The sequence below is a fragment of the Pseudomonas sp. GW822-FHT07A10 genome, assembly GCF_058798795.1.
Genome location: NZ_JBXAKV010000019.1, coordinates 31,171 through 55,543 on the forward strand (window position 1 = coordinate 31,171; position 24,373 = coordinate 55,543).

The 24,373-nt window shown below is 60.7% G+C and carries 26 protein-coding genes; 12 read left to right on the forward strand and 14 right to left on the reverse strand.

Features of this window, described 5'->3' with window-relative positions:
• Positions 1 to 4: 4 nt before the first annotated feature.
• The 3 genes from AC1RL4_RS25630 to AC1RL4_RS25640 form a co-directional block, all read right to left on the reverse strand.
• Entirely contained in the window at positions 5 to 493 is a 489-nt protein-coding gene (locus AC1RL4_RS25630; RefSeq protein WP_019580957.1) for an LEA/WHy family protein, read from the reverse strand.
• 77 nt (positions 494 to 570) lie between these two features.
• The gene (locus AC1RL4_RS25635; RefSeq protein ID WP_028939241.1) at positions 571 to 1,047 is read right to left on the reverse strand and encodes a YchJ family protein; all 477 of its coding nucleotides are present in this window, start codon (positions 1,045 to 1,047) and stop codon (positions 571 to 573) included.
• A 4-nt stretch (positions 1,048 to 1,051) separates the two neighbouring features.
• Positions 1,052 to 1,549, reverse strand: a complete 498-nt coding sequence (locus tag AC1RL4_RS25640; RefSeq protein ID WP_018926922.1) for a DUF6231 family protein — start codon at positions 1,547 to 1,549, stop codon at positions 1,052 to 1,054.
• A gap of 180 nt (positions 1,550 to 1,729) precedes the next feature.
• On the opposite strand from AC1RL4_RS25640, the gene AC1RL4_RS25645 reads away from it, so the two are divergent.
• The 4 genes from AC1RL4_RS25645 (at position 1,730) to AC1RL4_RS25660 (ending at position 4,421) form a co-directional block, all read left to right on the forward strand.
• Positions 1,730 to 2,425, forward strand: a complete 696-nt coding sequence (locus AC1RL4_RS25645; protein WP_019580955.1) for a PA1041 family peptidoglycan-binding anchor lipoprotein — start codon at positions 1,730 to 1,732, stop codon at positions 2,423 to 2,425.
• 90 nt (positions 2,426 to 2,515) lie between these two features.
• Positions 2,516 to 3,229 carry a PA1041 family peptidoglycan-binding anchor lipoprotein gene (locus AC1RL4_RS25650; RefSeq protein ID WP_019580954.1) on the forward strand — a complete coding sequence of 238 codons (714 nt, stop codon included), beginning with the start codon at positions 2,516 to 2,518 and terminating at the stop codon, positions 3,227 to 3,229.
• A gap of 162 nt (positions 3,230 to 3,391) precedes the next feature.
• Positions 3,392 to 3,670, forward strand: coding sequence for a DUF1145 domain-containing protein (locus AC1RL4_RS25655; RefSeq protein WP_019580953.1), 279 nt, complete (start codon positions 3,392 to 3,394; stop codon positions 3,668 to 3,670).
• Entirely contained in the window at positions 3,663 to 4,421 is a 759-nt protein-coding gene (locus tag AC1RL4_RS25660; RefSeq protein WP_028939243.1) for a hypothetical protein, read from the forward strand. The genes AC1RL4_RS25655 and AC1RL4_RS25660 overlap by 8 nt, the downstream gene beginning before the upstream one ends.
• Before the next feature lie 163 nt (positions 4,422 to 4,584).
• On the opposite strand, the gene AC1RL4_RS25665 is transcribed toward AC1RL4_RS25660, so the two are convergent.
• Positions 4,585 to 5,049 (reverse strand): CopD family protein, encoded by a 465-nt coding sequence (locus tag AC1RL4_RS25665; RefSeq protein WP_019580951.1) that lies wholly within the window; start codon positions 5,047 to 5,049, stop codon positions 4,585 to 4,587.
• A 99-nt stretch (positions 5,050 to 5,148) separates the two neighbouring features.
• Here AC1RL4_RS25665 and dinG point away from each other — a divergent pair, with 99 nt between their 5' ends.
• From dinG to pdxH, 5 genes are all read left to right on the forward strand, one after another.
• On the forward strand, positions 5,149 to 7,293 hold the full coding sequence (dinG, locus tag AC1RL4_RS25670; RefSeq protein ID WP_007935913.1) for an ATP-dependent DNA helicase DinG: 2,145 nt from the start codon (positions 5,149 to 5,151) through the stop codon (positions 7,291 to 7,293).
• Between the two features lie 96 nt (positions 7,294 to 7,389).
• Complete coding sequence (locus AC1RL4_RS25675) at positions 7,390 to 9,894, forward strand: beta-galactosidase (RefSeq protein ID WP_230175524.1); 2,505 nt, start codon at positions 7,390 to 7,392, stop codon at positions 9,892 to 9,894.
• Between the two features lie 264 nt (positions 9,895 to 10,158).
• Complete coding sequence (locus AC1RL4_RS25680; protein WP_230175523.1) at positions 10,159 to 11,304, forward strand: serine hydrolase domain-containing protein; 1,146 nt, start codon at positions 10,159 to 10,161, stop codon at positions 11,302 to 11,304.
• A gap of 114 nt (positions 11,305 to 11,418) precedes the next feature.
• On the forward strand, positions 11,419 to 12,411 hold the full coding sequence (locus AC1RL4_RS25685; protein ID WP_019580948.1) for an OmpA family protein: 993 nt from the start codon (positions 11,419 to 11,421) through the stop codon (positions 12,409 to 12,411).
• 24 nt (positions 12,412 to 12,435) lie between these two features.
• A complete protein-coding gene (gene pdxH / locus AC1RL4_RS25690; RefSeq protein WP_007935906.1) occupies positions 12,436 to 13,083 on the forward strand; it encodes a pyridoxamine 5'-phosphate oxidase in 648 nt (215 codons plus the stop codon).
• A gap of 5 nt (positions 13,084 to 13,088) precedes the next feature.
• Here pdxH and AC1RL4_RS25695 read toward each other — a convergent pair whose 3' ends face one another.
• On the reverse strand, positions 13,089 to 13,325 hold the full coding sequence (locus AC1RL4_RS25695; protein WP_230175522.1) for a hypothetical protein: 237 nt from the start codon (positions 13,323 to 13,325) through the stop codon (positions 13,089 to 13,091).
• A 166-nt stretch (positions 13,326 to 13,491) separates the two neighbouring features.
• Here AC1RL4_RS25695 and AC1RL4_RS25700 point away from each other — a divergent pair, with 166 nt between their 5' ends.
• Positions 13,492 to 13,956, forward strand: a complete 465-nt coding sequence (locus AC1RL4_RS25700; protein ID WP_019580945.1) for an outer membrane lipoprotein — start codon at positions 13,492 to 13,494, stop codon at positions 13,954 to 13,956.
• 83 nt (positions 13,957 to 14,039) lie between these two features.
• Here the strand turns inward: AC1RL4_RS25700 and AC1RL4_RS25705 are convergent, their stop codons facing one another.
• The 3 genes from AC1RL4_RS25705 to nhaA form a co-directional block, all read right to left on the reverse strand.
• A complete protein-coding gene (locus AC1RL4_RS25705; RefSeq protein WP_018926910.1) occupies positions 14,040 to 14,276 on the reverse strand; it encodes a DUF7683 domain-containing protein in 237 nt (78 codons plus the stop codon).
• The gene (locus tag AC1RL4_RS25710) at positions 14,273 to 15,454 is read right to left on the reverse strand and encodes an S-type pyocin domain-containing protein (RefSeq protein WP_028939247.1); all 1,182 of its coding nucleotides are present in this window, start codon (positions 15,452 to 15,454) and stop codon (positions 14,273 to 14,275) included. Before AC1RL4_RS25710 ends, AC1RL4_RS25705 begins: the two co-directional genes overlap by 4 nt.
• Positions 15,455 to 15,575: 121 nt before the next feature.
• Positions 15,576 to 16,763, reverse strand: coding sequence for a Na+/H+ antiporter NhaA (gene nhaA, locus AC1RL4_RS25715; RefSeq protein WP_230175521.1), 1,188 nt, complete (start codon positions 16,761 to 16,763; stop codon positions 15,576 to 15,578).
• A gap of 247 nt (positions 16,764 to 17,010) precedes the next feature.
• Here nhaA and AC1RL4_RS25720 point away from each other — a divergent pair, with 247 nt between their 5' ends.
• Positions 17,011 to 18,108, forward strand: a complete 1,098-nt coding sequence (locus AC1RL4_RS25720; RefSeq protein WP_173861174.1) for a PLP-dependent cysteine synthase family protein — start codon at positions 17,011 to 17,013, stop codon at positions 18,106 to 18,108.
• A 43-nt stretch (positions 18,109 to 18,151) separates the two neighbouring features.
• On the opposite strand, the gene AC1RL4_RS25725 is transcribed toward AC1RL4_RS25720, so the two are convergent.
• The 3 genes from AC1RL4_RS25725 to AC1RL4_RS25735 form a co-directional block, all read right to left on the reverse strand.
• The gene (locus AC1RL4_RS25725; protein ID WP_019580942.1) at positions 18,152 to 19,765 is read right to left on the reverse strand and encodes an NAD(P)/FAD-dependent oxidoreductase; all 1,614 of its coding nucleotides are present in this window, start codon (positions 19,763 to 19,765) and stop codon (positions 18,152 to 18,154) included.
• A gap of 95 nt (positions 19,766 to 19,860) precedes the next feature.
• Positions 19,861 to 20,526, reverse strand: a complete 666-nt coding sequence (locus tag AC1RL4_RS25730; RefSeq protein WP_230175520.1) for a COG3650 family protein — start codon at positions 20,524 to 20,526, stop codon at positions 19,861 to 19,863.
• A gap of 93 nt (positions 20,527 to 20,619) precedes the next feature.
• Positions 20,620 to 21,219: a short chain dehydrogenase gene (locus AC1RL4_RS25735; RefSeq protein WP_019580940.1), complete on the reverse strand. Its 600-nt coding sequence runs from the start codon at positions 21,217 to 21,219 to the stop codon at positions 20,620 to 20,622.
• 106 nt (positions 21,220 to 21,325) lie between these two features.
• On the opposite strand from AC1RL4_RS25735, the gene AC1RL4_RS25740 reads away from it, so the two are divergent.
• Positions 21,326 to 22,240, forward strand: a complete 915-nt coding sequence (locus AC1RL4_RS25740) for a LysR family transcriptional regulator (RefSeq protein WP_019580939.1) — start codon at positions 21,326 to 21,328, stop codon at positions 22,238 to 22,240.
• Positions 22,241 to 22,281: 41 nt separating this feature from the next.
• On the opposite strand, the gene AC1RL4_RS25745 is transcribed toward AC1RL4_RS25740, so the two are convergent.
• Genes AC1RL4_RS25745 through bufB form a run of 3 tightly spaced genes read right to left on the reverse strand, consistent with a single transcriptional unit; the run spans position 22,282 to position 24,367 of the window.
• On the reverse strand, positions 22,282 to 22,761 hold the full coding sequence (locus AC1RL4_RS25745) for a DoxX family protein (protein ID WP_028939249.1): 480 nt from the start codon (positions 22,759 to 22,761) through the stop codon (positions 22,282 to 22,284).
• Positions 22,758 to 23,516 carry an HvfC/BufC N-terminal domain-containing protein gene (locus AC1RL4_RS25750; protein ID WP_230175519.1) on the reverse strand — a complete coding sequence of 253 codons (759 nt, stop codon included), beginning with the start codon at positions 23,514 to 23,516 and terminating at the stop codon, positions 22,758 to 22,760. The genes AC1RL4_RS25745 and AC1RL4_RS25750 overlap by 4 nt, the downstream gene beginning before the upstream one ends.
• Positions 23,513 to 24,367, reverse strand: a complete 855-nt coding sequence (bufB, locus tag AC1RL4_RS25755) for an MNIO family bufferin maturase (protein ID WP_204125340.1) — start codon at positions 24,365 to 24,367, stop codon at positions 23,513 to 23,515. Before bufB ends, AC1RL4_RS25750 begins: the two co-directional genes overlap by 4 nt.
• Between the last annotated feature and the right edge of the window lie 6 nt (positions 24,368 to 24,373).

A 24,373-nucleotide genomic window follows, 5' to 3' on the forward strand; every position in this document is an offset into this window, starting at 1 on the left:
GGGGTCACTCCGGAATTAAATCGGCGGCGATTATCACGCCATTGCGCGCCAGGTGCACGTAGTGCGCGATGAATAAACCGGTTTCAAGCGTTCCTTCCAGACGATAGGGAATCGGTTGCTCGGGTTTTTTCAGCAGTTTCACCACGTCCCGAACCCTGGGCCACAGGTTGGTGCGGATCGGCACCTTGAAGTAGGCGCTGTGCTTGGGGCCGACGGTGAACCAATGTTCGTGCTCGCCTTCGGCCAGCAGGATGTCCCCCAGGTGAATGCGATATTCCAGGGCGCGCACCGTCAGGTCTTCGTCATTAGGGTTGTCGACGCGAAAATGCAGCAGGAATTTCTGCTCCAGCAACTTGGCCCGGACCACCTCGACCTTGACCAGATGCACTTGCGGGTCTGGCAAGTCGTTGCTGAACCATGAGGCACAGCCGCCGAGTCCTGAAAACAGAAGCAGCAAAGTGAACAGATAGAGCGCGAGTCGTCCGGTGATCATGGTCGTGTTTCTCCCTTTGTAGCAGCTGCCGAGCCTGCGAGGCTGCGTTCGCTGTAGCAGCTGCTACAGGGGGCACCTCAAGCGCTGAAATAACTCGCGCAGCACTTCTTGAACTTCTGCCCGCTGGCGCACGGGCACGCATCGTTGCGCCCGGCCTTGAGCGGCACGGTAGGGTCGATGAAGTACCAGCGGCCGGCGTTCTGCACGAATGACGAACGTTCGCGGTGGCTGTGTTCGCCGCTGCTGTCGTGCCAGCGAGCGGTAAAGGTGACGAAGGCGTGCTCCGGCTGGCCACCGAAAACCTCGGCGCTTTCCACCTCCAGGCCCAGCCAGGTGCTTTGGGCGCTCCAGTCGCTGATCGACTGGCGATCCAGGCCGGCCTGTTGCGCGGGTAGGGTGGTGGCCACCAGATAGTCGACCAGCCCCAGCACATAGGCGCTGTAGCGCGAACGCATCAGGACTTCGGCGCTGGGGGCCGGATGGCCGGCATGGTAATGGCCGCAGCAGGCATCGAGCAGCGTGCCGCTGCCGCAAGGGCAAATGGATGTACTCATTGCGTTACCACCAGTATTTCCCGAAGTTTTCCGGATTGGCCCAGAAGCGTGAGTTGAGCCAGTCGGGCACCTGTTTGTAGTCAAGCAGATCGTAGGTAAACAACGTCAACACTTGATCGTCGCGCTGGAAGCGTTCGCTGGCTTGCAGGGCCAGGGAGAAAAAATCCGTCTCCTGCCAACCGCTGGCCGGCAAGTCGGCCAGCACCGCAATGCGACTGGCATTGAGGTTGCGGATCCCGCCGAGCAGATTCAGGCCGTCGCGCTTGGGCAAGTGTTCGAGGCAATCGACCACCAGCGCCAGATCAAACCGCTGCGCCGCCAGTTCGGCCGGCAATGCTCCGGGTGCGGCAAAAGCCACGATGCTGTCCGGGTGCGCGAGCTTGAATGCCTCGAGCGCGGGGAACTCACTGGCGCCAATCAGCAACAGACGCGTCGGGGCGTAACGATCAAGCAAAGCGGCCAACGCCTGCTGGGGCGTGCGCGAAGAAATACTTGCAGTCATCGAAGATCCTCAATCAGAACGCCAAGATTAACGTGTCTTGTCGAGCGTGTTTAAGCAAAAAAGCGCCGATCTTCCGTGAACATAAGGCAAAACAGCAATGGCCTATTGCTGGCGGAGATTAAAAGTCCAGTCTTTACTCCTTGAAATCGGTTATTAGCCGATCCCTCAGGAGAAAACTAGATGAGCATAGTTCGGACAGCATTACCTTTGGTTCTGCTAACCAGTGTGTTGACTGGTTGCGCAGGTTTGCAGAAAACCGACTGGCCGACCTGTGCGGCGGTCGGTGGTGTCGTCGGTGCAGGGCTCGGTGCGACGGAGAGCTCTTCATGGGCGGGGTATGGCGCACTGCTGGTCGGCGGCACGGCAGCGGCTTATTGCTGGGTGCATGGCGATGGCGACGAAGACGGCGATGGCGTGCCGGATAGCCGCGACAAGTGCCCGCACACACCAAGAGGCGTGCGAGTCGATGCCGACGGCTGCCCTCCACCCGCGCCTGCGCCAGTGGTCGAAGAGAAGGCGGTGGTCAAGGAAGAAGTCATCGTTATCCGTGATGTTCACTTCCAGTTCGACTCGTCCAAGCTCACCCCAGCCGATAAAGAGGTACTCAACACCGTTGCTACGCGCCTGAAACAGGAATCCGCCAGCGCCCGGTTGACCGTGACCGGTCATACCGACAGCGTCGGCAGCGATAAATACAACCAGAAACTGTCGGACAAACGCGCCCATTCGGTGGTGGAGTACCTGATTTCCCAAGGCGTGCCACGCAGCAGTTTCGTGTCTGTGACCGGTGCCGGTGAAAGCCAGCCGGTGGCCGATAACAAAACCGCTGAAGGCCGTGCGCTGAACCGGCGTACGGAAATCAAAATCGACCGCTAACCCCCTTGTATTCCGCGGCTTGTGCAGTCGCGGATGCGGGTCTTTACTCCTGTGTGACCGGTATGGGCCGGTGACACAGGAGCATTCACAATGAGCGTTCTCACAAGGACCGTCTTGCCGGTTCTACTGCTTGGCAGTCTTCTGACCGGCTGCGCGACTCACAGCGATGGCACCGCCCCCTTGAATCAACGTACCTGGCCGATCTGCAGTGTCATTGGCGGACTGGTTGGCGGCGGTTTGGGCGCGATCGAAAGTGGCGGTTGGGCGGCAGGTGGAGCGGCGCTCGGTATCTTGACCGGTGGCTTGGTCTGTTACGCCCAGGATGGCGACGAGGACGGTGACGGTGTTTTCGATCGACGCGATCGGTGCCCCGATACGCCTGCCAATACACCTGTCGATCATCACGGTTGCCCGCTGCCGCAATATCCGGCCAGCGTAAAACCTGCTGAACCGCCGGTATCCGAAGTCATCACGCTGAGCAGTAATGTGTTGTTCGCGTACAACAAATCCGACCTGACGCCCGAGGCGCGCAGCGAGCTGGATTCGTTGATGCCCAAATTGCAGGGCGCCGATGTGGTGAGCGTCAAGGTCGTCGGCCATACCGACAGTCAGGGTTCGGACGCCTATAACCAGAAGCTGTCGGAGCGTCGTGCCAGCAGCGTGGCGGCCTACTTGTTGAGCCGGGGGCTGGCGCCGAACAAACTCACCAGCGAAGGACGGGGTGAAACCCAGCCGGTGGCTGACAATGATACGGAAGAAGGGCGGGCAAAAAACCGTCGTGTGGAGTTGCACATCAATCGCTAGGCTCCGTGATCAAGAGGCCCGTGATAGAGCCGTCGGATGACCGTCAAGGTTGATCCGGCGGCCATTCGATGCCTTTCGGAAGAATTTTCCGTTGCCCTCTGGCTTATCCCGCGTGTAAGCCGTTACTGTGCGTGCAAATAATAATTCTCGACGGGGGAGCGTATGAAGGTGTTTTGGGGGCTGGGGAAGTTGTTGACCCTGCTGTTCTGGTTGGTGGTGCTGGTCAATCTGCTCATACCGTTTGTGCATCCACTGCACCTGTTGGTCAACCTGGCCGGCAGTCTGTTGGCGCTGGCTCATCTTCTGGAGCTGGTGTTCTGCAATCGTAGCCTCAAAGGTCGAGCCCACCCCTGGCGTGATCGCCTGAAAATTGTCTTTTTCGGCGTTTTTCACCTGCAAACCATTCCGGCCCCGGCCACTGCGAAGGCTTCCCATGCGTAAACTCTGTCTACTCGCTGCACTCATCAGCCCATTGGCTTGCGCCCAAGTGGTGAGCGTCGAAACCAATTCGCTGATGCGTTTGCCCAACACTGCCAGTTCCTTGCAACTGGAACGGTTGGAAGTCGCCGATTACGGCACCTTGCTGATTCCTTCGAATGTGACCGAAGTATCGGTCAGTGAACTGCGCCTGGGACGCGAAGCGCGGATCGCCATTGTGCCGAGCGAACAGGCACTGGAATTGAAAGTCAGCCGGGCCGAGTTGGCTGAAGGCAGCCAGATCACCGCGCGGGGCGCCCCCGGAACTTATCTCAAGGCCGCCCGCTCCGGGCGCAATCTGAATTTGCAGATCAAAGCGCTGAAGGCGCCGCAATTGTCGGTAGACGCTCGCGGTGGCGCGGGCGCCCCGGGTTTTGTCGGTCTTGACGGGGCCAACGGCCAAGCACCGGGTTGCACCTGGGGCCAGGCCGGTCGCGGCTCCGATGGCAGTGACGGCAGCGACGGCCAACCCGGTGCGCCGGGGGCGCTGGTTCGGCTGGAAGTGCCGCGTGACTATCCGGCGGAGCAGATCAAGGTCGAGGTGGCGGGCGGAGTCGGTGGCGCGGCCGGACCGGGTGGCAAACCGGGGGCGGGCGGCAAGGCCAAGGGCTGCATTGTCTATAAAGCCGATGGCGGCAAGAGCGGTCGCCCCGGTGCCGATGGCCAGCCTGGGCCTGCCGGGGCGGCAGGTTCGGTGAGCATTCAGCGGTTGTAAGAACGACCGAGAACCCCTGTGGCGAGGGAGCTTGCTCCCGCTGGGTCGCGAAGCGGCCCCAAAGCCGGCGACCCTGTTCTTTCAGAACGTGCGCAGTGATCGATTACGACTACTACGCAGCCGAGCGGGAGCAAGCTCCCTCGCCACAGACACTATGCATTGCTCAGAACATCGGCCGAGCCGCAGCAATCGCCACCAGCACCAACCCGACCATCAGGTTAATCCCCACCAACCGGCGAATCTTGCCCAGCGTCGCCGCGCCCGTCGGCCAATCCTCAGCCGCCACCGCCGTGCGCAGTTCCGGCAGCAGCAACGCCTGAATCCGGATAAACAACGCGGTCATCACCACATACAGTCCCATCATCACCTGCACATACCGCGGTGCCGCTTCAAACCCGGTGAACTGCAAATGAATCATGCCCACACCGCTGATCGGCAAAAGCACCACCGCGACCCAGACCCAGCGGAAAAAACCTTGAAACACTTCCACCCACAGCTTCAACCGGGCAGGGCCTTCCAACGCCTTCAACGCCGCAGGACGCAGGACCATCCAGGCGAAAAACATGCCGCCGACCCAGACCAGGGCGGCCAGGACATGCAGGGTATAAACGATGCCAAAAGGTGTCATTGGGGTACTCCGTTCTGCGCGGGATTAATTAGCGGGGTATGATAGCGGCCGATCCGAACCACTGAAAATTTATCCAGCGTTTTTTGCGCCCGACAATCAATGATCAGCACTGAACTCAAAACCACGATCCAGGGCGCCTACTCGCGTTTTCTCGAAGCCAAGAGCCTCAAGCCGCGCTACGGCCAACGCCTGATGATCGCCGAAATCGCCAAAGTCCTCGGTGACATCGACACCGACGACGAAGGCCGGCGCAGTGGCGACCCCGCGATTGTCGCGGTGGAAGCCGGCACCGGTACCGGCAAAACCGTGGCCTACAGCCTGGCGGCGATTCCCGCCGCCAAGGCCGCTGGCAAGCGTCTGGTGATCGCCACGGCCACCGTGGCCCTGCAAGAGCAGATCGTCTACAAGGATCTGCCCGACCTGATGCGCAACAGCGGGCTGAATTTCAGCTTCGCCCTGGCCAAGGGCCGGGGGCGCTACATGTGCTTGTCCAAGCTCGACATGTTGCTCCAGGAAGGTCACGCGCAAACCGCTACCGCACAGCTGTTCGAAGAAGAAGGCTTCAAGATCGAGGTCGATGAGGCCAGTCAGAAGCTGTTCACCAGCATGATCGAGAAACTTGCCGGCAATAAGTGGGACGGCGACCGCGACAGTTGGTCCACCGCGCTCGAAGACGCCGACTGGGCGCGCCTGACCACCGATCACAGCCAGTGCACCAACCGCCATTGCCCCAACTTCGGCCAGTGCGCCTTCTACAAGGCCCGCGAAGGCATGGGCAAGGTCGACGTGATTGTCACCAACCACGACATGGTCCTGGCCGACCTGGCCCTGGGCGGCGGCGCGGTTCTGCCGGACCCGCGCGACACGATCTACGTGTTCGACGAAGGCCATCACCTGCCAGACAAGGCCATCGGCCACTTCGCCCATTACACGCGCCTGCGCTCCACTGCCGACTGGCTGGAGACCACCGCCAAGAACCTCACCAAATTGCTCGCCCAGCACCCGTTGCCGGGGGATCTGGGCAAGTTGATCGAGCAGGTGCCGGAACTGGCCCGGGAGATCAAGACCCAGCAGCAGTTCATGTTCAGTGCCTGTGAGCAAGTCGCCGACTTCAAGCCCGGCGAAGACGTCGAAGGTCGCGAGCGGCCGCGTCACCGTTTCGTCGGCGGGGTGATTCCCGAACACATGCGTGAGATGGGCATCGAGTTGAAAAAGGGCTTTGCCCGACTGACCGACCTGTTCACCCGGCTTACCGAACTGCTCAAGGAAGGCATGGACGGTGAGGTCAACATCGGCATCGCCAGCAACCAGGCCGAAGAGTGGTATCCGCTGTTCGGTAGCCTGCTGTCGCGTTCTTCGGGCAACTGGGAGTTGTGGACCGCCTTCACCGTCGAAGACCCGGAAGACAACCCGCCCATGGCCCGTTGGCTGACGCTGGCCGAAAGCGGTTCGTTGTTCGACATCGAGGTCAATGCCAGCCCGATCCTCGCGGCGGAAATGCTCCGGCGCAACCTGTGGAACGTGGCTTACGGGGCGCTGGTGACCTCGGCGACCCTGACCGCTCTCGGCACCTTCGACCGTTTCCGCATGCGCGCCGGCCTGCCGAAAACCGCCGTGACCGCCGTGGTCCCGAGCCCGTTCCATCATGCCGACGCCGGCGTACTGCGGGTGCCGGACCTGAAAGCCGACCCGCGCGATGCGCCGGCTCATACGGCGGCGATCATTCGCGACTTGCCGGAACTGGTCGAGGGCTCCCGTGGCACTCTGGTGCTGTTCTCCTCGCGCAAACAGATGCAGGACGTATTCGACGGGCTGGATCGCGACTGGCGCAAGCAAGTGTTCATTCAAGGCAACCTGTCGAAGCAGGAAACCCTGAACAAGCACAAGGCGCGGGTCGATGGCGGGGATTCCAGCGTGCTGTTCGGCCTGGCGAGTTTTGCCGAAGGCGTGGATTTGCCCGGTGCCTACTGCGAGCACGTGGTGATCGCCAAGATCCCGTTCTCGGTGCCCGACGATCCGGTCGAAGCCGCGCTGGCTGAGTGGATCGAGGCTCGCGGCGGCAATCCTTTCATGGAAATCTCCGTGCCGGACGCCTCGCTGAAACTGGTCCAGGCCTGCGGTCGCCTGCTGCGAACCGAAGAAGACCGCGGCACCATCACCTTGCTTGACCGTCGTTTGGTCACGCAGCGCTACGGCAAAGCTATTCTCAATGCGTTGCCGCCATTTCGTCGTGAAATTTCCTGATGCGCCGGTGGGCAAATTTGCCCACCGCGTTGTCTACCTCACTGCCACTGCCTTTCCACTGGCCCATTGATGGTCGTTAGGGAGAACCACGTTCTTATGATTCGCCGTTCGTTGCCCGCCGTTTTTGCCTTGATGTTCGCAGCCCCTTTGCTGGCGGCCCCCGCCGGCCAGCAGACGCTGTTCAATTTTGTGCGTCCTGCCGACGTGGTTCAGGTGGCGACCCAGGACGCCAGCCTGCCGCAATCCAATGCGGAGCAAACGGCCGAAGGCGAAGTGTTGCGTCGCGCGACCTTCAACCCGACTGCCCAGCCGACCTTGCGCCTGACACCGCAGACCGGTGCCTGGGACTGGTCGCAGTCGGGCGTCATGAGCCTGCGGATCCAGAGCGCGATGAACTGGGCCGTGACCTTGTACGTGAGAATCCAGAGTAACGACGGCAAGACTCTGGTCAGCCGTGTCGATCTGCCGGCCGGCCCGGCGCAGACCTTACTGGTACCGCTGCAGCCGAGTTCGCCGCTGAGCCAGGGCATGAAAGCTGGCCCGCCGATGCCGATCAATTTCGAAGGGCAGCGTGTATTGCTGGCCAGCAGTACCGGTGAGCTGGACCGCAGCCAGGTGGTGTCGGTGACCTTGTCGATGGATCAGCCGAAAGTCGCCCAAAGCATTCTGCTCGAGCGCTTCGGCGTGCAGGACGGCGAGGCCGTGACCAAAGCCGCTTATGGCGGTCTGGTGGACGCTTACGGTCAATCGACCCGGGCCAAATGGCCGGAGAAGATCAGCAGCGACGAACAACTGAAATCCGCCGCTGGCAAAGAAAATCAACAACTGAAAACCTGGCTGGCGGAGCGCGAGAAGGCGCCTCTGGACAAGTTCGGCGGCTTGAACAAAGGTCCGGTGTTCAAGGCCAGCGGCTTTTTCCGCACCGAAAAGCGTGATGGCCGCTGGTACCTGGTGACTCCGGAGGGGCATCCGTTTTATTCCCTCGGCGTCAACACCGTGACCCCGAGCGTCAACCAGACCTACGTCGCCGGGCGCGAGTGGATGTTCGAGTCCCTGCCCAAACCCGAAGAACCCTTGGCCAGTCACTATGGCGAAGGCGATAACCGTGGCGGCAACGGTGTTGATCAGGGCCGAGCCTACAACGCCGGTCGTTGGTACGATTTCTATGGCGCCAACCTGCAGCGGCTGTACGGCGATCCTTGCGCACCGGGCAGTGGCACCAAGGCCGGTATTGCCGAAGCCGCCAAGGCCGATGCGGTTGAGGCTTCGGTCGATAAGGCCGCCGAACAATCAGCCGCTCCAGCACCTACCGAGTCCAGTACCGGTGTTGCCGAAGCGGCCAAGACCGGCGTGGTTGAAGCGACAGTCGAAAAGGCGGCCGCCGAACCCTGCAAAGTAACTGTCGACGAACAACGTTGGGCCAGTCATACCCTCGATCGCCTGCAAGCCTGGGGTTTCAACACCCTCGGCAACTGGAGCGCACCGGTGTTGGGCAACGCTGACCGTGTGCCGTACACCTTGCCGCTATCGATCGTCGGCGATTACGCCAGCATCAGCACTGGCACCGATTGGTGGGGCGGCATGCCTGACCCGTTCGATCCACGTTTCGCCATGGCCACCGAACGCGCCGTGGCCATCGCCGCCCGCGACCATCGCGACGATCCGTGGCTGATCGGTTACTTCGCCGACAACGAACTGGCCTGGGCCGGTCCCGGCGATGACCCGAAGGCTCGCTATGCGCTGGCCTACGGCACCTTGAAAATGACCACCGACGTGCCGGCCAAACGTGCCTTCCTCAAGCAGCTGCGCGACAAGTACCGCAACCAGGCGGGGTTGTCGAAAGCCTGGGGCATTGATCTGCCGGCTTGGGAATTGATGGAAGACCCAGGCTTCGTGCCGCCGGAGCCGAGCGCCGAACACCCGGAAATCGAAGCCGACTTCAAATACTTCCAGAAGGTCTTCGCCGACACCTACTTCAAGACTGTTTCAGACTCGCTCAAATGGCACGCGCCGAACCAATTGTTGCTGGGCGGCCGCTTTGCCGTCAGTTCCCCCGAGGCAGTCGAATCCTGTGCGCAATACTGCGACGTGTTGAGCTTCAACATGTACACCCTGCAACCCCAGGACGGTTACGACTTCGCCAAACTGCGCAGTCTGGACAAACCGGTGCTGATCACCGAATTCAACTTCGGCTCGGCAGATCGCGGCCCGTTCTGGGGTGGTGTGACGCAACTGGCGAAGGAAGAAGACCGCGGCACGGCTTACGCCCACTTCCTCAAACAGGCGATGAGCGAACCGTCGATTGTCGGGGTGCATTGGTTCCAATACCTCGATCAACCGGTGACCGGTCGTCTGCTGGATGGCGAGAACGGGCACTTCGGTCTGGTGGGCATTACTGATTTGCCGTTCCAGGGCTTTGTCGACAGTGTGCGCAAAAGCAATGTGCAGATCATCGATCAGCTTGGCAAAGAGGCGGAGAAGGCCAGCGCTGAAGCGGATAAAGCCAGTCACGATGTCGAGGGCGGCAGGAAGGGCGAGGCAGGCAAAGGCCCGGGCAAGGGCGCCGGGCATGCGGGTGGGCATTCGGGCAATGGCCACTGATTCCTGATAGACCTGTGGCGAGGGGGCTTGCCCCCGTTGGGCCGCGAAGCGGCCCCCATGCTTACAGATGCACCGCGAATACAGGTCTTTGCGACCGCTTCGCAGTCGAACGGGGGCAAGCCCCCTCGCCACGGGGATTGCATCGTTGATGTCTGTGGCATTTCCATAACCGGGCGACCATCCGACCCGATCCTGTTCCCAAATCCCTCAAGGGCTGGAACAATGCGGGCCACTTTGTAGAGCGTTTATCCGGGAGAGTTGCGGGTGCAGATTCAGGGTCATTACGAGCTTAAGTTCGAAGCGGTGCGTGAAGCGTTTGCAGCACTGTTCGACGATCCTCAGGAACGTGGCGCGGCGTTGTGCATCCGGATCGGTGGTGAAACCGTCCTCGACCTTTGGGCCGGTACCGCCGACAAGGACGGCCATGAGGCCTGGCACAGCGATACCATCGCCAACCTTTTCTCCTGCACCAAAACCTTCACCGCCGTGACGGCGCTGCAATTGGTGGCTGAAGGCAAGCTGCAACTCGATGCCCCGGTCGCCCGCTACTGGCCCGAATTTGCCGCCGCCGGTAAAGAATCCGTGACGCTGCGCCACTTGCTCTGCCATCAGGCGGGTCTGCCGGCCTTGCGCGAGTTGCTGCCCCCTGAGGCACTTTACGACTGGCAGACCATGGTCAATGCTTTGGCCGCCGAAGCACCCTGGTGGACGCCGGGTGAAGGTCACGGTTATGCGGCAATCACCTATGGCTGGCTGGTGGGTGAATTGCTGCATCGCGCTGACGGTCGTGGGCCGGGTGAGTCAATCGTGGCGCGGGTTGCCAAGCCCTTGGGGCTGGATTTCCACGTCGGCCTCGCCGACAAAGAGTTCCATCGCGTGGCGCACATCGCCCGCAGTAAGGGCAACGTCGGCGATGCCGCGGCCCAGCGCTTGCTGCAAGTGACCATGCGCGAACCGACAGCCATGAGCACTCGGGCCTTCACCAACCCGCCGTCGATCATGACCAGCACCAACAAACCAGAATGGCGGCGCATGCAGCAGCCGGCCGCCAATGGCCACGGCAACGCCCGCAGCCTGGCCGGTTTCTACGCTGGACTGCTCGATGGCAGCCTGCTGGAAAGCGAAATGCTCGACGAGCTGACCCGCGAACATAGCGTTGGCGAAGACAAGACTTTATTGACCCGGACCCGCTTCGGTCTGGGTTGCATGCTCGATCAACCGGATGTACCCAACGCCACCTACGGCCTCGGCCCACGGGCGTTCGGTCACCCGGGTGCTGGCGGCTCCATCGGTTTTGCTGATCCGGAACATGATGTGGCCTTCGGTTTTGTGACAAATACCCTGGGGCCGTACGTCTTGATGGATCCACGAGCGCAAAAGCTCGTGCGAGTACTGGCCACTTGTCTGTAAATCACGCTTAAGGGGGCCAGGGCTGGAACCCGAAAGCCTTTGTGGTTTCAAAGCGTCTGTTTAGCCGGGGGCCCCCCCAGCTGACTTTTCATTACCTCATTTTGTGGATACCCAATGTCGTCCAATAAAACCCTCGCCCTGGCCCTGTGCTTCGCTATCACCGGTTGTGCACAAACCCCACAAAATGATGCCGCAGGTGGCAGCAGTTGGTGGCCGTTCGGTTCTTCCGACAAGGTCGCGACTAAAGAACCCGCCCCGGCTCCGGCGCCCCTGAAACCTGCTGCCGCAGTACCCGTCGCCAAGGCTGAAGCCGATGCCGGTGGCAAATGGTGGTGGCCGTTCGGCGGCAAGGAACAGAGCACCAGCACTGCCAAAGCAGCCGTGCCGATGCCCGATCCGAAAATCACCCAAGCCTGGCTCGACGACTATGAGCCGCGCCTGCGCGAGGCGGTCAAGGGCAGCAACCTGCAACTCGAACGCCGTGAAAACGTGCTGGTCGTCACGGCTCCGGTAGATGGCTCGTTCAACCCGGACCGCCCGGCCATGCTGCTGCCGGTGACCCTCGCTCCGTTCACCCGTGTCGCGAAAATCCTCGAAGCCGATCCAAAGACTGCCGTGCTGGTACTCGGCCACAGTGATACGTCGGGTGCCGCACCGGCCAACGTGAAACTGAGCCAGGAGCGCGCCCAGGCGGTGGCAGCGATCTTCCGTCTCAGCGGTCTGCAGCGTGATCGCCTGATGTTGCGCGGTATGGGCGGTGACGCACCGCGTGCCGCCAACGACAGTGCCGAAGGTCGTGCCTTGAACCGTCGCGTCGAGCTGTTGTTGACGCCGCAAAACACCATGGCCGCGCTGCTAAGCAAGTACAATATGCCGGCTCCGGCACCGGTAACCAAAGTCGTCGCGCAAGACGTCAAGCCAGTGGCCAAGCCTGTGACCCCGGAACCGGCTGCGAAAAAAACGGCTGCCTCGTCGAAGAAAAAGGCACCGGCCAAGAAAGCGGCCGCCAAGGCTCCAGCCAAAAAGGCACCCGCGAAAAAGGCCGCACCGGCTAAAACCGCTGTCGATTCGAAGAGCGCCACCGCCACCGATGCCACAAAGCAGTGATCCGTTAACCAAAAGGAATGCGCCATGACCCGGCCCTTGGCAGATATGCGTCGCGATTACACCCGAGATGGCTTGACCGAGGCGCAAGCCCCGGCCGAGCCGTTCGCACTGTTCCATCAGTGGTTTGCCGATGCGGTGAAAACCGAGCAGGTACCGGTGGAGGCGAATGCCATGACGTTGGCCACCGTCGATCAGGACGGTCGGCCGCATTGCCGCATTCTGCTGCTCAAGGGCCTGGACGAGCAGGGCTTCACCTTCTTCACCAACTACGAGAGCGACAAGGGTCAGCAATTGGCAGCCAATCCATTTGCAGCCATGACGTTCTTCTGGCCTGCCCTGGAGCGCCAGGTGCGCATCGAAGGGCGGGTGGTGAAGGTCACGCCGGAAGAGTCCGACGCCTACTATCAGGTTCGGCCTCTGGGTAGTCGTCTCGGTGCGTGGGCGTCGCCCCAGAGCCGGGTGATCGCCGATCGCGCCGAACTGGAAGCGCTGCTCAAGGACACCGAGCAGCGTTTCAGCGACACTCAGCCTCATTGCCCCGAGCATTGGGGCGGTTATCGCTTGCTACCGGAGCGCATCGAATTCTGGCAGGGCCGTCCGAGCCGTCTGCACGATCGCCTCAACTACCGCTTGCAGGGCGCCGATTGGGTTCGCGAACGCCTGGCCCCGTAAACGGTCTATCGATCGGAATACCCTGCCGCAGCGGCCTCAAGCCACTGCGGCAGGTCCCGGCGCTTGATCTTCTGCGCTTGAGCGTTCGCCAGTTGCTGGAGCATGAAGGCTCTTTTCTGTTGGTCTTTACCCGCCAGTGACAACGCCAGATCGCGGTCCACCCAGCGTTTGATCCGCACGTACAACCACCAATGGAAGTACAAACCGGCGACGGTTGTGACGACAATGATGAAGTAATCCATGATAATCCTTGGGTCAGCGGCGCAGATTTTGTAATTTGACGCTACTGTGGTGAGTTCGAGAAGTGCCTGTACCAGGCCTGAATGAAACCAATTTTATCCGGGCGATGCCGTGACAGGCGTCAAGCTGCGGGTTTTAATGGATACCTGTCCTATGGAGTTTGATGCTATGCGTAAGTCTGTTTTGCTGGTTGCTTCCTTTTCCACGATGGCGATGTTGCTCACTGGCTGCCAATCGAGCCTGACCGGTGACTCCTACTCCCGTGACGAAGCGCGTCGCGTGCAGACGATTCGCATGGGCACCATCGAATCCCTGCGTCCGGTGAAAATCGAAGGCACCAAAACCCCGATCGGCAGCGCTGCGGGCGCAGTCGTGGGTGGCGTAGGCGGTAGCGCCGTCGGCGGCGGTCGCGGCAGCATCGTTGCAGCGGTTATCGGCGCGGTAGCGGGTGGCCTGGTGGGCTCGGCTGCCGAAGAAGGCCTGACTCGCACTCAAGGCGTCGAAATCACCGTACGCGAAGACGATGGCAGCATGCGCGCCTACGTGCAGGAAGTTCAGCCAAACGAAGTGTTCCGTGTGGGTGAGCGTGTGCGGATTTCCACTGTGGGTGGGACCAGCCGCGTTTCGCACTAAGCGGGAATGTAGGGTAAAAGAAAACCCCGATCAGGTGAGCTGGTCGGGGTTTTCTTTTGGGCTGTGGAGTTGAACCAGAGCATTTACTTGCTTGCATAACAACCGAGCTGAAAATCGTATTGTGGATCGTAAAATGATCGACCGACTAATGTTTCCAGTTTTGTTATCTGCTGGGAATCAAGGTCATAGCCATAGATTTCTTCTTCAGCCTCAGTCCAACTCATTATCGCCCTCAGCTGTGCAATGCCGTCTGCCGGGACAGGCACTTCGAATACCAGCGCTTCTGTTTCTTTATCAAAAGCATAAATTACGTGGTTCACGGTTCTATCCTTCTTTTCGGATCCGCCGGCTTGTTTTGATTACCTGTTTCAGCGTCAAACTCACCCAGATGGCGACCTCGTTTGTCATACATTTCTACTGCTCCATGCTGATAATCCCATTCTAGAATTCGCCCTTCAGCCGTTCTCCAGCGCATTCGGGTGCCTCTACCTTTGACCCGAGTCTTCTGTTTTGCCGGTGTGGCATCAGGAAAAGCGGTAAGCCCGTTTGGCGCCGGATGATATTTGTGGTCCGCAACACTCACCACAATATAAACCGGCAACACCCCCGAATCCGCCGGAAACACAAGAATGAAATCCTTGTACTCCGGCGGATAAACCGGATTCACGATGATGCTGTCAGCCGCCTTCGTCGGCGGGTAAACCCAGATGTGCGGCGCTTGTGGCGCAGCTTCCAAAGCGGGGATGCCGAGGGTGCTTGAACCGTTCTCGGCCGGCGTCCAGATCAGCTCAATGCCGTCCCCGAGATCAGCCACCTGCTGACTGCCGCGCAAGGTGAACTGCACGACATCGACCATTTCCCAATCGCGGTTTTTGCCAGTGTAAAAACCGTATCCCTTGAGACTGCCATCAGCCTGTTGCTCGACCCGCAGACGCACGCGAGTGCGGGCCTGTTTGAGGGATCGCAGTTGTTCTTCGGTGTAGAGAGAGCTGTCGCCAAGGCTTGACGGTATGACCAGAGCCACCAGGCCTGCCAAGGTAGCCGCAGCGGTGCTGGCTGCGACGGCGGGTAATGCGGCGAACGCTGAGCCACCCAGGGCGAAGCTGCCGAAACCCGCAGGAATAGCGGTGCCACTGATTTTCTTCAGCGGCACGACACCGGTTTCATCAGCCTCGCGGGCGCCGAGCAGAACCAGTTCGCCGTAGTCTTTCAGGCTGTCGGTCGGAACAACGCCGGAGGTGTTCGTGTAGTCGATGATTGCATCAGGCAGTTTGCAGGACTTGGCGAACACGCATCCCGCACGGGCAACGTTGTCCTTTCTCGCTGCGACTTGAAGGCTGTCTTCGAAGGTTTGCTGCCTTGCGAGCATAGCGTCGTAGGCGTTTTGTCTGGCATCACGCTCGGCCAATTCGGTGGCCGTCATGAATCGGTGAGTGACGTGATGCCCGTCACCTGACGGTGGGTTTTGCACCCGTGGGATGTCCTTGTTGCCAGCCACTGATTGTCCTTTCGCTCGTCCATCGGCAACCCCCAAAGAGGGGGCTGCGCGACGTTAACGAACGTGGCTAATCATGGCTGTAGGACGAGTCCTCAATGTCGCTAAGAGTGTTCTCTATCACTCAGGATTGCAGTGCAGCGCTCTTGCGACTTGCCGCCGCCGTCACCGCATAACCGATCAATGCCGCCAGGATCGAGCCGGTCAGAATACCCATGCGGTCCATCCCGGCGTATTCACTGGTGCCGGGCACGAAGGCCAGGGAGCCGACAAACAAACTCATGGTGAAACCGATGCCGCAGAGAATCGCCACCCCCATGATCTGGCCCCAGTTGGCGCCTTGGGGCAGGGCGGCGATGCCGATTTTTACCGCCAGCCAGGTCAGGCCGAAAACACCGACCGTCTTGCCCAGCAGCAGGCCGACGGCGATGCCCATCGGTACGTGATGGGTGAAGCTTTCGACGGTCACGCCGCTCAGGGACAAGCCAGCGTTGGCGAAGGCAAACAGCGGCAGGATGCCGTAGGCCACCCACGGATGCAGGGCATGCTCCAGGATCAGCAGCGGCGAAGGCTCGGCGTTTTTCGTGCGCAGTGGAATGCAGAAGGCCAGGGTCACACCCGCCAGCGTCGCATGCACGCCGCTCTTGAGTACGCAGACCCAAAGGATCAGCCCGATGATCATGTACGGCCCGAGTTTCACCACACCAAGTCGGTTCATTCCGATCAAGGCCGCGATGCAGGCCGCGGCCAGCGCCAGGGACAGGGTCGACAGAGCGCCGGAATAGAAGATCGCAATGATGATGATTGCGCCAAGGTCATCGATGATCGCCAGGGTCATCAGGAACAGTTTCAGCGACACTGGCACGCGTTTACCCAGCAGGGCCAGCACGCCAAGGGCGAAGGCAATGTCGGTAGCCGTCGGGATGGCCCAGCCGCTCAGGGCGGACGGGTTATCGCGGTTGAGGAACCAGTAGATCAGCGCCGGCACCACCATGCCGCCAATTGCGGCCGCGCCGGGCAGGACGATCTGCGACGGTTTCGACAGTTGGCCGTCGAGGACTTCGCGCTTCACTTCCAGGCCGATCAACAGGAAGAACAGGGCCATCAGGCCGTCGTTGATCCACAGCAGCAATGGCTTGGCGATTTTCAGCGCGCCGATCTGAGCCACCACGGGGGTGTCCAGCAGGCCGTTATAGAGCCACGACAGCGATGAATTGTTGATGATCAGGGCCAGGACAGCTGCGGCGATCAATAGCAGACCGCTGGCAGCTTCCAACTGAAAGAAACGCGTGAACGTGCTACGCAGAGGCAAGGTCGCTCTCCATCGATGAATTCATAAGGTGGCACACCCTAACCCGTACCGTTGGTTGTTAAAACAAAAGTTATATTCTTTTTTGTTATATGTCGTTACAACGTACCCGGTCAGCAAAGGCCTGAGCCTAGCAGTTGCCGGACGTATTGAACCCCAGCTGTATCTGTGCGTGATGTAGGTTTTTTCCTAAGCTTGTGAACTGAGCCTTGCGACAAGGCCCACTCTTGCCTGATTCAACGAGAAAACCATCATGAGCGACAACCGACAGTGGGCCCGCGAAGCCATCCGGATCATCGAAGCCGACTTCCAGCGCAGCGCTGATACCCACCTGATCCCCTTGCCGCTGCCGGGATTGCCGGGCATCGAGTTGTACTTCAAGGATGAGTCGAGCCATCCCACCGGCAGCCTGAAACATCGGTTGGCCCGCTCATTGTTCCTCTATGCGCTGTGTAACGGCTGGCTCAAGCCCGGTGCGCCGGTGATTGAAGCGTCCAGCGGTTCGACGGCGATTTCCGAGGCGTACTTCGCCCGCTTGCTGGGGTTGCCGTTCATTGCGGTGATGCCCGCGAGCACGTCCAAGGAAAAGATCGCGCAAATCGCTTTCTACGGTGGCAAGAGCCATCTGGTGGATGATCCGACGCAGATTTACGCTGAGTCCGAACGCCTGGCTCACGAACACGACGGGCATTTCATCGACCAGTTCACCTACGCAGAACGCGCCACCGACTGGCGAGCGAACAACAACATCGCCGAATCGATCTTCCATCAGATGCGCTTCGAGCAGCACCCGGAACCGAGCTGGCTGATTTCCAGCCCTGGCACCGGCGGCACCACCGCGACGCTGGGCCGTTACGTTCGCTATCGCCAGCATTGCACTCGTGTGTTGTGCGCCGATGCCGAGCGTTCGGTGTTTTTCGATTACTACAAGACCGGAGACGCCAGTCTGCGCCTGGATCACGGGTCACGGATTGAAGGCATTGGCCGGCCGCGTGTCGAAGCGTCGTTCTTGCCCAAAGTCATCGACGCAATGGTCAAGGTGCCAGACGCCTTGTCACTGGCAGCCATGCATTACCTGGCGCAACGTTTGGGGCGACGGGTTGGCGGTTCGAGCGGGACCAACCTGATCGGCGCCTTGATGGCGGCCCAGCAGATGGCGACGGCGGGGGAGTCGGGGTCGATCGTGGCGATTCTGTGCGATGGCGGCGAGCGCTATGCCGACACCTATTACGATCAGGCCTGGCTCAAGGCCCAGGGGTATGAGTTGAGTGGTCTGATGGATGCCGTGGCGGCCAGCGTTGAGCGCGGAGAGCCGCTGCCGGCCAGCGTGTTGCGCGCCAATATCTGACCAGATGATCGTTCCCACGCGAGCGTGGGAACGATCATCTGGGTCAGGCTTCTAGGCCAAGGATATCCCGGGCAACCGCTTCGGCAATCCGAATCCCGTCTACACCCGCCGACAGAATCCCGCCCGCATAACCCGCGCCTTCACCCGCCGGGAACAAACCCTTCACGTTAAGGCTCTGCATCGACTCGTTACGGGTAATGCGCAACGGCGAAGAGGTGCGCGTCTCGATCCCGGTCAACACGGCGTCGTGCAGCGAGTAGCCACGAATCTGCTTCTCGAACGCTGGCAGGGCTTCGCGAATCGCTTCGATGGCGAACGCCGGCAGGGCCAGGGCCAAATCACCCAAGGCAACGCCCGGTTTGTAGGACGGTTCGACGCTGCCCAATTCGGTGGACGGCTTGCCGGCAATGAAGTCGCCGACCAGTTGCGCCGGTGCTTCGTAGTTGCTGCCGCCCAGCACAAAGGCGTGGGATTCCAGGCGTTCCTGCAACTCGATGCCGGCCAGTGGGCCGCCCGGATAATCGACTTCCGGGGTGATGCCGACGACGATCCCGGAGTTGGCGTTGCGCTCGTTACGCGAGTATTGGCTCATGCCGTTGGTGACCACGCGGTTCGGCTCGGAGGTCGCCGCCACTACGGTGCCGCCCGGGCACATGCAGAAGCTGTAGACCGATCGGCCGTTTTTGGCGTGGTGCACCAGTTTGTAGTCGGCAGCGCCGAGTTTCGGGTGGCCGGCGTATTTGCCAAGGCGCGCGCGGTCGATCAGCGACTGCGGGTGTTCGATGCGGAAACCCACCGAGAACGGCTTGGCTTCCATGTACACGCCACGGCCGTGCAGCATGCGGAAGGTGTCCCGGGCGCTGTGGCCGAGGGCCAGGATCACGTGCTTCGAATGGATCTGTTCGCCGCCATGGAGTTCGACGCCCACCAGTTGGCCGTCGTCGATCAGCACATCGGTCACCCGCTGCTGGAAGCGCACTTCGCCGCCCAGGGAGCGAATCTGCTCACGCATGTTTTCCACCACACCGGTCAGACGGAACGTCCCGATGTGCGGCTTGCTGACGTAGAGGATTTCTTCCGGCGCACCAGCCTTGACGAACTCATGCAGAACCTTGCGACCGAGGAATTTCGGGTCTTTGATCTGGCTGTAGAGTTTGCCGTCGGAGAACGTTCCCGCGCCGCCTTCACCGAACTGCACGTTGGATTCGGGGTTGAGCACACTTTTACGCCACAGGCCCCAGGTGTCCTTGGTGCGCTGGCGCACTTCGGTGCCGCGTTCGAGAATGATCGGCTTGAAGCCCATCTGCGCCAGCACCAGGCCGGCGAAGATCCCGCACGGGCCGAAGCCGACCACGATCGGACGCTGGCTCAGGTCGGCCGGCGCCTGGCCGACCATTTTGTAGCTGACATCCGGCGCCACGTTGACGTTACGGTCATCGGCGAACGTGCGCAGCACCGCCGCCTCATCGCGAACGTTGAGGTCGATGGTGTAGATGAAACACAGTTCGGAGGACTTTTTGCGCGCATCGTAGCTGCGCTTGAACAAGGTGAAGTCGAGCAGGTCATCACTGGCGATGCCCAGGCGCTGCACGATGGCAGGGCGCAGGTCTTCTTCGGGATGGTCGATCGGCAACTTGAGTTCGGTGATTCGTAACATGGCGGGATCCGGTTCGCGGGGCGCACAACTGCGCCAAGGCGTTTGAAGCCCGCGATTATAAGCCTCAAAGGATGATTCCAGTGAGGCTAAAACGATCAGTCGTTACGCGATCCGCCGAAATACCCGCAGCCGCGTTGCACCTGGCCGTCGATACGCAACTCGGCGCTCATGTGCTGCACGCTGCCGGTGCTGCTGTCGACGCAACGTTGCGGCGCGACCCAGAGCTCGATGCGCTGATTATTGGCTTCGGTACTGAGGTTGAAGCGGCCATCGCCCAGTTGTTCTTCAACGTACGGCAGGGCCAGGGGCGGCTGACCAGCGCGGTCGATGACCATGCCCTTGCCGCTGACCTTGACGTTCCACTCCGGGCCATGGCCGGCGGCGCGCAGGATCAGCTGTTTGAAATTGGGATCGTCGCAGGCGGTGCCCGAACGCTCGACGCGGTACAACTGTGTGAGGTCGAGCTGGCTGTCGGCGCCACTGGCAACGATCCGGCCGCGCACGTCGGCAAACAACTTGCCCTGTTCGTCAGCCAGGGTCGCAGCCTCTTGCAGGATGCTGGTGCCCCCGGTGTCATTGACCACAAAACTGCGCTGTTCATTACACGGCTGGAACAGCAGCTTGCCGTCGGCCGCCGTCAATTGGCCCTGCATGCGGGTCTGGCCCACATGGGAGGCGCTCTGCCGTGGGCCATCGAGCAGTTGGCAAGCGGCGAACAACGGAAGCAGGGCAACAAGTACCAGGGAACGGGCAACACGCATCTTTGAGTCTCCAGACAAGTGTCGCCACGTTACTCAGCCTGACCGTTCATCACAACCCTGCAATGTTCTCGCTTTCCTGTGGGCAAGTCTGGTTCAACCGACGCGATAGGTCTGACCGGTCTGCAGGCCTTCCACACTTTTGGCGTAGGCCAATGCCACGTCGGCGGCGGGAACCGGTTTGAAACCACGGAAGTACGGCGCATAGCTGCCCATGGCTTCGACCAGTACGTTCGGGCTGACCGAGTTGATACGCAGGCCTCGCGGCAGTTCGATCGCCGCCGCACGGACGAAGGCGTCGAGGGCACCGTTGACCAGGGCCGCGGAGCTGCCGGTACGAATCGGATCGTGGCTGAGGATGCCGGTGGTGAAGGTGAAAGACGCACCGTCATTGGCGAATTCCCGGCCGATCAGCAGCAGGTTGACCTGGCCCATCAGCTTGTCTCGCAAGCCCAGTTCGAAGTCCTGTGCGGTCATGGTGGCCAGCGGCACGAAGTTGACGCTGCCGGCGGCGCAGATCAACGCATCGAAGTTGCCGGTCTGTTCGAACAGTTTGCGGATCGAGTCGCTGTCACTGATGTCGACCTGGAAATCCCCGCTTTTACGGCCGATACGGATGATTTTGTGGCGCTGGGACAGTTCATGGTCAATGGCCGAACCGACGGTGCCGGAGGCGCCAATCAACAGAATTTTCATCGTGCAGTTCCTTAAGTGGGTTGGATTTAAAGTTAAGTCTAGTGTGGTTTTTTTTATTAATAAGCGTGCTAATGGGCAACCTTTGGTTTTCAAATGGAAACAATCCATGAGCGAAATGGACGATCTGGCAGCGTTCGCGGTGTTGATCGAAGCGGGCAGTTTCACCCTGGCCGCCCAGCAACTGGGTTGCAGCAAGGGGCAACTCTCCAAGCGCATCAGCCTGCTGGAAACGCGCTTTGGCGTGGTGTTGCTGCAACGCACCACTCGGCGCTTGAGCCTGACGGCGGCGGGTGCGGCGTTGTTGCCGCAAGCCCAGGCGCTGGTGGTGCAGGTGGAGCGTGCGCGTCAGGCATTGGCACGGCTGAAAGACGACATGGCCGGCCCGGTGCGGATGACGGTGCCGGTTTCATTGGGGGAAACGTTCTTTGATGGCGCACTGCTGGAATTTTCCCGGCAGTACCCCGAGGTGCAGATCGAGCTGGAACTCAACAACCACTACCGCGACTTGTCCCGGGACGGTTTCGACCTGGCGATCCGTTCAGAAGTGGCCAACGACGAACGTCTGGTGGCCCGACCGTTGCTGGCCTGGCACGAGATGACCTGCGCCAGCCCGGCGTATCTCGAGCGATTCGGTGAGCCGCTGACGCCACAGGCCTTGGCCGAACACCGCTGTCTTCTCAACAGCCATTACAGCGGTCGCGAAGAATGGCTCTATCACCAACAGCACGAGTTAACGCGGGTGCGAGTGTCGGGGCCGTTCGCCAGCAACCATTACAACCTCTTGAAGAAAGCTGCACTGACCGGGGCCGGCATTGCGCGTTTGCCGTCCTATCTGTTGCAAGAGGAATTGGCCGACGGGCGTTTGCGCTGGCTCCTTCGTGATTATCAGACCCGCAGCATGCCGATGTATCTGGTGCATCCGTATCAGGGCGGGTTGCCGAAGCGTACCCAAGTGCTGGCGGACTATTTGATCGGTTGGTTCAAGCGCAGTGGTGAGGCGTTGGATCGGCTTCAACGATAACGTCTCACCACACAACCTTTATGGGAGTTCTGAGGTCGGTATCAGCGGGCGCAACGCCTGGCAATCAGGTGATCGATCGACAACCTACCCGGTCCGGTCGCCATCAAGTACAGCAATACTGCCGCCCAGGTGCCGTGGGTCGGATAGGCATCGGGGTACACGAACAGCTGAATGGTCAAGGTCATGCCCAACAGCGCCAGTGCTGAAAAGCGCGTGGCGAAGCCGATCAGGATCAGCACCGGAAAGAAATGCTCAGCGAAAGCCGCCAGGTGCGCCGCCAGTTCCGGGGAGAGCAACGGCACATGGTATTCACTCTGGAACAACGGGATGGTCGAGTCCGCCAGTCTGGGTACGCCAAGCTCAAAGGTGCCGTCGATCAAATCGATGGCCAGGCCTTCCACCTTGGTCTGCCCGGACTTCCAGAACACCGCGGCGATGGAAAAGCGTGCGATGAAGGCGATCAAGCTGTGGGGGATTTTTTCCAGCAGCGCGATGGCGCGGCTGATGGGGTTCGTGTTCATGGCGATACCTTGTGGTGTAAATGGGTGATGGCGTTGTGGCTGATCAGCAGCGCCAGGGTTTGGCTGAGATCGAAGGCGGGCGCGGTTTCCAACGCCTGGCTCAGGGGCAGGCCGAGTCGCAGGTTCTGAATGAAGGTGCTGGCGCCGTGGTCGATGGCGAAGACCTCGACCTCCAGTCCGTTGCGCAACACCAGCGCGTTTTGCCCGTGGCTGAGGTCGATCCCGGCCAGCGTCGAGTCCTGTTGATGCGCCGCCCAGATGGCGACCACGGCGAAAGCTGAAGCCAACAGATTCAGGGAGGGGTGAAGCCCTACGGTCAGCTCGCTCAGCGCCTGTGGGTCCGACAGCACGGTGGCGATCTGCTCATGGCTCAAGGGCTGCGCATCAGCGGCGTGATAAGCCTGAACGCGCAAGCGCTCCAGCCGCGCCATATCGGCCAGATAAGGCACGCTGGCTGCCGGTTCAAAACTGTCGATGAACTCGGCGAAGTCCTTGCCGTAGTCGTTGATGAGCGGGCTTTGCGGCGGGCAACGCTGCACATACAACCCTGCCATCGCCCGGAAAAATTCATCACCGACTAACTGCATAACCACCGGATAGCTGACGGCCAAGGCGTTGATCAGCGAGCTCTGCACATTGTTGCGGTACACCGCGAAACGGCTGGCCGGATCGGCACCGTTGGCACTGAACACGCCCTCGGGGCAGGGCCGTTGCGGATCGAGCAGGGCGGAGGCAAAAGCGGCTTGAATGCTCATTGCCGGCTCCCGGCGCGGTGCAACAACTCATCGGCATGCCGGGCTTCGGCGTGCAACACACTGAAGGTCGGTAACCGGTTGTCGCGTTCGATCAACGTGGCGATCGGGCCGACCCGCTCCAGCACCTGCGAGTACAGCGCCCACACCGCGTTATCGACGGGCGTGCCGTGATCGTCGATCAGCAGTCGTTCGCCAAGGCTGTCGGCGTCTTCGGCAAACCCCGCCAGATGAATCTCTCCCACCGCGTGCAGCGGCAGGGCGTCGATGTAGGCCAGCGGATCTCTTTGGTGATTGACGCAGGAAACGTAAACGTTGTTGACGTCCAGCAGCAGGCCGCAGCCGGTGCGGTGAATGACTTCACCGATGAAGTCGGCTTCATCGATTGTCGAGTTCTGGAACGCCAGGTACGTCGCCGGATTTTCCAGCAGCATCGGGCGTTTGAGGGTGTTCTGCACCTGATCGATGTGCTCGCAGACGCGGTTCAGCGTCGGCGCATCGTAGGCCAGGGGCAGCAGGTCATTGAGAAACACCGGGCCATGGCTGGACCAGGCCAGGTGTTCGGAAAAGGAGTGGGGTTGATAGCGCTCGATCAGCGCGGCCAGCCTTTGCAGGTGCTGACCATCCAGCGGACCTTCGGCACCGATGGACAGGCCAACGCCATGCAGCGACAGCGGATACTGCTCACGGATCAACCCCAGGAAATGATGAAACGGGCCGCCGGCCACCATATAGTTTTCGGCGTGGACTTCAAAGAAACCGATGTCCGGTTGTGCACCGAGCACTTCACGAAAGTGCTCGGTCTTGAGCCCCAGCCCGGAGCGGGGCGGGAGCCCGGAGAATGAATGGTTCATGGTCGA

Coding starts and splice junctions, on each gene's coding strand:
- AC1RL4_RS25655 (WP_019580953.1), top strand. CDS start 3,392: ATGAAGGTGTTTTGGGGGCTGGGGAAGTTGTTGACCCTGCTGTTCTGG.
- AC1RL4_RS25675 (WP_230175524.1), top strand. CDS start 7,390: ATGATTCGCCGTTCGTTGCCCGCCGTTTTTGCCTTGATGTTCGCAGCC.
- AC1RL4_RS25730 (WP_230175520.1), bottom strand. CDS start 20,526: ATGCGTGTTGCCCGTTCCCTGGTACTTGTTGCCCTGCTTCCGTTGTTC.
- AC1RL4_RS25635 (WP_028939241.1), bottom strand. CDS start 1,047: ATGAGTACATCCATTTGCCCTTGCGGCAGCGGCACGCTGCTCGATGCC.
- AC1RL4_RS25700 (WP_019580945.1), top strand. CDS start 13,492: ATGCGTAAGTCTGTTTTGCTGGTTGCTTCCTTTTCCACGATGGCGATG.
- AC1RL4_RS25725 (WP_019580942.1), bottom strand. CDS start 19,765: ATGTTACGAATCACCGAACTCAAGTTGCCGATCGACCATCCCGAAGAA.
- AC1RL4_RS25735 (WP_019580940.1), bottom strand. CDS start 21,219: ATGAAAATTCTGTTGATTGGCGCCTCCGGCACCGTCGGTTCGGCCATT.
- AC1RL4_RS25645 (WP_019580955.1), top strand. CDS start 1,730: ATGAGCATAGTTCGGACAGCATTACCTTTGGTTCTGCTAACCAGTGTG.
- AC1RL4_RS25685 (WP_019580948.1), top strand. CDS start 11,419: ATGTCGTCCAATAAAACCCTCGCCCTGGCCCTGTGCTTCGCTATCACC.
- dinG (WP_007935913.1), top strand. CDS start 5,149: ATGATCAGCACTGAACTCAAAACCACGATCCAGGGCGCCTACTCGCGT.
- AC1RL4_RS25665 (WP_019580951.1), bottom strand. CDS start 5,049: ATGACACCTTTTGGCATCGTTTATACCCTGCATGTCCTGGCCGCCCTG.
- AC1RL4_RS25650 (WP_019580954.1), top strand. CDS start 2,516: ATGAGCGTTCTCACAAGGACCGTCTTGCCGGTTCTACTGCTTGGCAGT.
- AC1RL4_RS25750 (WP_230175519.1), bottom strand. CDS start 23,516: ATGAGCATTCAAGCCGCTTTTGCCTCCGCCCTGCTCGATCCGCAACGG.
- pdxH (WP_007935906.1), top strand. CDS start 12,436: ATGACCCGGCCCTTGGCAGATATGCGTCGCGATTACACCCGAGATGGC.
- AC1RL4_RS25695 (WP_230175522.1), bottom strand. CDS start 13,325: ATGGATTACTTCATCATTGTCGTCACAACCGTCGCCGGTTTGTACTTC.
- AC1RL4_RS25745 (WP_028939249.1), bottom strand. CDS start 22,761: ATGAACACGAACCCCATCAGCCGCGCCATCGCGCTGCTGGAAAAAATC.
- AC1RL4_RS25630 (WP_019580957.1), bottom strand. CDS start 493: ATGATCACCGGACGACTCGCGCTCTATCTGTTCACTTTGCTGCTTCTG.
- AC1RL4_RS25740 (WP_019580939.1), top strand. CDS start 21,326: ATGAGCGAAATGGACGATCTGGCAGCGTTCGCGGTGTTGATCGAAGCG.
- bufB (WP_204125340.1), bottom strand. CDS start 24,367: ATGAACCATTCATTCTCCGGGCTCCCGCCCCGCTCCGGGCTGGGGCTC.
- AC1RL4_RS25640 (WP_018926922.1), bottom strand. CDS start 1,549: ATGACTGCAAGTATTTCTTCGCGCACGCCCCAGCAGGCGTTGGCCGCT.
- AC1RL4_RS25660 (WP_028939243.1), top strand. CDS start 3,663: ATGCGTAAACTCTGTCTACTCGCTGCACTCATCAGCCCATTGGCTTGC.